A 5,311-nucleotide genomic window follows, 5' to 3' on the forward strand; every position below is an offset into this window, starting at 1 on the left:
GCTACGGCCCCGCGCCGGAGGTCCCCGTCGAAGACCGCGGCAGCGGCAACTGCGCCCGCCAGGTGCGCAACTTCGCCTCCGCCGACGCCTTCGAGTGCGACAAGCTCATCACCGTCGAGGTCATCACCCCGGGCGGCAACTGGTCCTCGTACCCGCCGCACAAGCACGACGAGAACCGGCCGGGGGAGGAGACCGAGCTGGAGGAGATCTACTACTTCGAGATCGACGGCCCGAACGGCTTCGGCTACCAGCGGGTGTTCCCCTCCCGCGAGGGCGGCTCCGAGGTCCTCGCCGAGGTCCGCTCGGGTGACGCCGTCCTCGTCCCCGACGGCTGGCACGGCCCGTCCATCGCGCAGCCCGGCCACAGCATGTACTACCTGAACGTGATGGCCGGTCCGGGCACCGAGCGGCAGTGGCGGATCTGCTTCCACCCGGATCACACGGAGGGATACCGATGACCACCGGGACCACGCGGCTCACCGTGGCGCAGGCGCTGGTGCGGTTCCTCGCCGCACAGTACACCGAGCGCGACGGGCAGCGGCAGCGGCTGATCGGCGCCACCTGGGGCATCTTCGGCCACGGCAACGTCGCGGGCCTCGGCCAGGCGCTCGTCGAGTACGCCGACTCCATGCCGTACCACCAGGGCCGCAACGAACAGGCCATGGTGCACGCGGCCGTCGGCTACGCCCGGCAGTCGGGCCGCCTGTCCACGCACGCCGTGACGACGTCGATCGGCCCCGGCGCCACCAACCTCGTCACCGGCGCCGCCCTCGCCACCGTCAACCACCTCCCGGTGCTGCTCCTGCCCGGCGACATCTTCGCGACCCGGCCCGCGGACCCGGTCCTCCAGCAGCTCGAAGTGCCGTACGCGGGCGACATCAGCGTCAACGACACGCTGCGCCCGGTGTCGCGGTACTTCGACCGGGTCACCCGCCCCGAGGCGCTGATACCGGCCGCCCTCCAGGCGATGCGGGTCCTCGCGGACCCCGTCGACACGGGCGCCGTGACCCTCGCGCTGCCGCAGGACGTGCAGGCGGAGGCGTACGACTGGCCGGAGGAGTTCTTCGCCGAACGGACCTGGCACGTACGCCGACCCGCCCCCGACTCCGCCGAACTCGCCGACGCGGTACGGGTGATCCGTGAGGCCCGCCGTCCGCTGATCGTCGCCGGCGGTGGTGTCCACCACGCCCGCGCCGAGGAGGCGCTCGCCGAACTCGCCGACACCACCGGCATCCCCGTCGCCTCCACCCAGGCCGGCAAGGGCTCCCTGCGCTACGACCACCCGCAGGACGTCGGCGCCATCGGCCACACCGGCACCGCGACGGCCAACGAACTCGCCCGCACCGCCGACCTGGTGATCGGCGTGGGCACCCGGTACACGGACTTCACCACCGCCTCCGGCACCCTCTTCGCCGCCGACGGCGTCCGCTTCCTCAACCTCAACATCGCGCCCTACGACGGCCACAAGCTCTCCGGGCTGCCGCTGATCGCGGACGCTCGGGCCGGCCTGGAGGAACTGGTGCAGGCGCTGGAGCTGCACGGCCACCGGGTCGCGGACGCGTACGTCGCCGAGTACGGCGAGGACAAGCAGCGCTGGGAGCACCGCGTCGACGCCTGCTACGAGGCGGAGGAACCGGACACCCGGCCCACCCAGGCCCAGGTCCTCGGCCTCCTCGACGAGATCGTCGACGAGTCCGACATCCTCATCAACGCGGCCGGCTCCCTCCCCGGTGACCTGCACAAGTTGTGGCGGACGCGGTCGCGGGACCAGTACCACCTGGAGTACGGCTACTCCTGCATGGGCTACGAGATCCCCGCCGCGATCGGCGTCCAGCAGGCGGCGCCCGGCACGGCCGTGTGGGCGCTGGTCGGCGACGGCACGTATCTGATGATGCCGACGGAGATCGTGACGGCCGTCCAGGAGAACGTGCCGATCAAGATGCTGCTGGTGCAGAACCACGGGTACGCCTCGATCGGCGGCCTGTCGGAGTCGGTGGGCGGGGAGCGGTTCGGCACCGCCTACCGGCACCGGAACCCGGACGACGGCACGTTCACGGGCGCCCCGCTGCCCGTGGACCTCGCCGCCAACGCGGCCAGCCTCGGCATGCGCGTCCTGCGCGCCAAGACGGTCCGCGACCTGCGCGCGGCCCTCGCCGAGGCACGGGCCGCCGACACTCCCACTTGTGTCTACGTGGAGACCGAAACCGCAGACACAGTGTCGGGCCCGCCCCCGGCGCAGGCCTGGTGGGATGTACCTGTGGCCGAGACCGCGACCCGAGTATCGGCGGTCAAGGCACGCGAGGAGTACGACCGGCACGTCTCTACCCGACGCCGCCATCTGTAAGAAGGAGTCTTTCGGCATGACGAAGATCGTCAACCACTGGATCGGCGGCAAGACCGTCGAAGGCGCGTCGGGTACGTTCGGTCCGGTCACGGACCCGGCGACCGGCGCGGTCACCACCAAGGTCGCCTTCGCGACCGTCGACGAGGTCGACGCGGCGGTACGTACCGCCAAGGAGGCCTTCGTGACCTGGGGCCAGTCCTCGCTGGCCCAGCGCACCTCGATCCTGTTCAAGTTCCGGGCGCTGCTGGACGCCAACCGGGACGCGATCGCGGAGCTGATCACCGCCGAGCACGGCAAGGTCCACTCGGACGCCCTCGGCGAGGTCGCGCGCGGCCTGGAGATCGTCGACCTGGCGTGCGGGATCACCGTGCAGCTGAAGGGCGAGCTGTCGACGCAGGTCGCGAGCCGCGTGGACGTCTCCTCGATCCGCCAGCCGCTGGGTGTCGTCGCGGGCATCACGCCGTTCAACTTCCCGGCGATGGTCCCGATGTGGATGTTCCCCCTCGCCATCGCGTGCGGCAACACCTTCGTGCTGAAGCCGTCGGAGAAGGACCCCTCGGCGTCCATCAAGATCGCCGAGCTGCTCGCCGAGGCCGGCCTGCCCGACGGTGTCTTCAACGTCGTCCACGGCGACAAGGTGGCCGTCGACCGCCTCCTGGAGCACCCGGACGTCAAGGCGGTCTCCTTCGTCGGCTCCACCCCGATCGCCCGCTACATCCACACCACGGCCTCCGCGCACGGCAAGCGCGTCCAGGCCCTCGGCGGCGCCAAGAACCACATGCTGGTCCTGCCCGACGCCGACCTGGACGCGGCGGCCGACGCCGCCGTCTCCGCCGCCTACGGCTCGGCCGGCGAGCGCTGCATGGCGATCTCCGCGGTCGTCGCGGTCGGCGCGATCGGCGACGAGCTGGTGGAGAAGATCCGCGAGCGCGCCGAGAAGATCAAGATCGGCCCCGGCAACGACCCGACGTCCGAGATGGGCCCGCTGATCACGGCGGTCCACCGCGACAAGGTCGCGTCGTACGTCACGGGCGCGGCGGCCGAGGGCTGCGACGTCGTCCTCGACGGCACGGGCTTCACGGTCGACGGCCACGAGGACGGCCACTGGATCGGCATCTCGCTCCTCGACAAGGTCCCCACGTCGGCCAAGGCGTACCAGGACGAGATCTTCGGCCCCGTCCTGTGCGTGCTCCGCGTGGACACCTACGAGGAGGGCATGGCCCTCATCAACGCCTCGCCGTTCGGCAACGGCACCGCGATCTTCACGCGGGACGGCGGCGCCGCCCGCCGCTTCCAGCTGGAGGTCGAGGCCGGCATGGTCGGCGTGAACGTCCCGATCCCGGTCCCCGTCGGCTACCACTCCTTCGGTGGCTGGAAGGACTCCCTCTTCGGCGACCACCACATCTACGGCAACGACGGCACCCACTTCTACACCCGAGGCAAGGTCGTCACGACCCGCTGGCCCGACCCGGCCGACGGCCCGACCGGCGTCGACCTGGGCTTCCCGCGCAACCACTGAGCACCCGCTCCCCGCTCCCCGCACTCCCTCAGGGTGCGGGGAGAGGCATGTCCGGGGCGGGGGGGAACCGAAGCGGGCGACCGCCGGGCCGCCCCAGTTATCAGGTTGCTGTCGAGTCCGTCCCACGCCCCCGCATACCGCGACCGCTGTATGCCGAATTCCTCCCGTACGACCGTGGGATGGCCCACTCCTCCGCCCGGAGGGTGCCGTGGGTCACCCCCTGCGCCCCGTACCGTTGACGCATGGATCTTCGACTGTCCGGACCGCGAGTGCGCGGGGCGCTGCGGCGGAGGCCGCGGAGGGCCCTCGCCGCCGTGGCGGCCGTCGTCGTGCTCGCCGGCGCGGGTACATGGACGGCCACCGCCTCGGACGAAGCGGCGCCGGTGAAGCGCACGGACCAGGCCATGGCCATGGGTGAGGGCGTCCGCATCGACACCTCGTACTTCACCTCCGGCGCCACCGGCCGCCATCCGGCCGTCCTGCTCGGGCACGGCTTCGGCGGCAGCAAGAACGACGTACGGCGCCAGGCCGAGGACCTCGCCCGCGACGGCTACGCGGTGCTGACCTGGTCGGCGCGCGGCTTCGGCGACTCGACCGGAAAGATCGGGCTGAACGACCCGAAGGCCGAGGTCGCCGACGTCTCCCGGCTGATCGACTGGCTCGCGAAGCGCCCCGAGGTCCAGCTGGACAAGAAGGGCGACCCGCGCGTGGGTGCCGCCGGCGCCTCCTACGGCGGGGCGATCTCCCTGCTGGCCGCCGGGTACGACGACCGGGTCGACGCCATCGCCCCGGCCATCACGTACTGGAACCTCGCGGACGCCCTGTTCCCGAACGGCGTGTTCAAGAAGCTCTGGGCCGGCCTGTTCTTCAACACCGGCGGCGGCTGCGCCAGGTTCGAGGCCGACCTGTGCGCGATGTACGACCGGGTCGCCGAGTCCGGTGAGCCGGACGCCGAGGCCGTCAAGCTCCTCGAAGCGCGCAGCCCCCAGGCCGTCGGCGACCGCATCAAGGTGCCCACGCTGCTGCTCCAGGGGCAGACCGACTCCCTCTTCCCGCTCGGCCAGGCCGACGCCGCCGCCAAGGCGATCAAGGCCAATGGCGCGCCCGTCGACGTCGACTGGATCTCCGGCGGCCACGACGGCGGCGACATGGAGACCGGCCGCGTCCAGTCCCGCGTCGAGGCCTGGTTCGACCGCTATCTGAAGGGCGACAAGAACGCCGACACCGGCTCCGCGTTCCGCGTCACCCGCACCCTCGGCACCGGCTCCGGCGACGGCGAGCCCCGCCTGAGCGGCACCACCGACGACACCTACCCGGGTCTGGAGAGCGACCGCCGGTCCATCGCCCTCGCCGGCCGCGAGCAGACCTTCGAGAACCCGGCCGGCGCCAGCCCGCCCGCCCTCTCGGCCCTGCCCGGCATCGGCGGCGCCGCCGGCGGCCTCTCCCAG

General features: G+C 71.9%; 4 protein-coding genes. All 4 read left to right on the forward strand.

What is annotated here, in order from left to right:
• Positions 1-458 (forward strand): 5-deoxy-glucuronate isomerase (locus AOK23_RS28890; RefSeq protein WP_169800344.1); only part of this gene is annotated, 458 nt, incomplete at its 5' end.
• Positions 455-2,344: a 3D-(3,5/4)-trihydroxycyclohexane-1,2-dione acylhydrolase (decyclizing) gene (gene iolD / locus AOK23_RS28895; protein ID WP_055715550.1), complete on the forward strand. Its 1,890-nt coding sequence runs from the start codon at positions 455-457 to the stop codon at positions 2,342-2,344. The genes AOK23_RS28890 and iolD, both read left to right, overlap by 4 nt.
• A gap of 16 nt (positions 2,345-2,360) precedes the next feature.
• Positions 2,361-3,863, forward strand: a complete 1,503-nt coding sequence (gene mmsA, locus AOK23_RS28900) for a CoA-acylating methylmalonate-semialdehyde dehydrogenase (protein WP_055715551.1) — start codon at positions 2,361-2,363, stop codon at positions 3,861-3,863.
• A 242-nt stretch (positions 3,864-4,105) separates the two neighbouring features.
• On the forward strand, positions 4,106-5,311 hold a 1,206-nt coding region (locus AOK23_RS28905; RefSeq protein WP_157878182.1), incomplete at its 3' end, for an alpha/beta hydrolase family protein.

It is taken from the genome of Streptomyces torulosus, from assembly GCF_001419765.1.
Taxonomy (GTDB): Bacteria; Actinomycetota; Actinomycetes; order Streptomycetales; family Streptomycetaceae; genus Streptomyces; species Streptomyces torulosus.

Coding starts and splice junctions, on each gene's coding strand:
- iolD (WP_055715550.1), top strand. CDS start 455: ATGACCACCGGGACCACGCGGCTCACCGTGGCGCAGGCGCTGGTGCGG.
- mmsA (WP_055715551.1), top strand. CDS start 2,361: ATGACGAAGATCGTCAACCACTGGATCGGCGGCAAGACCGTCGAAGGC.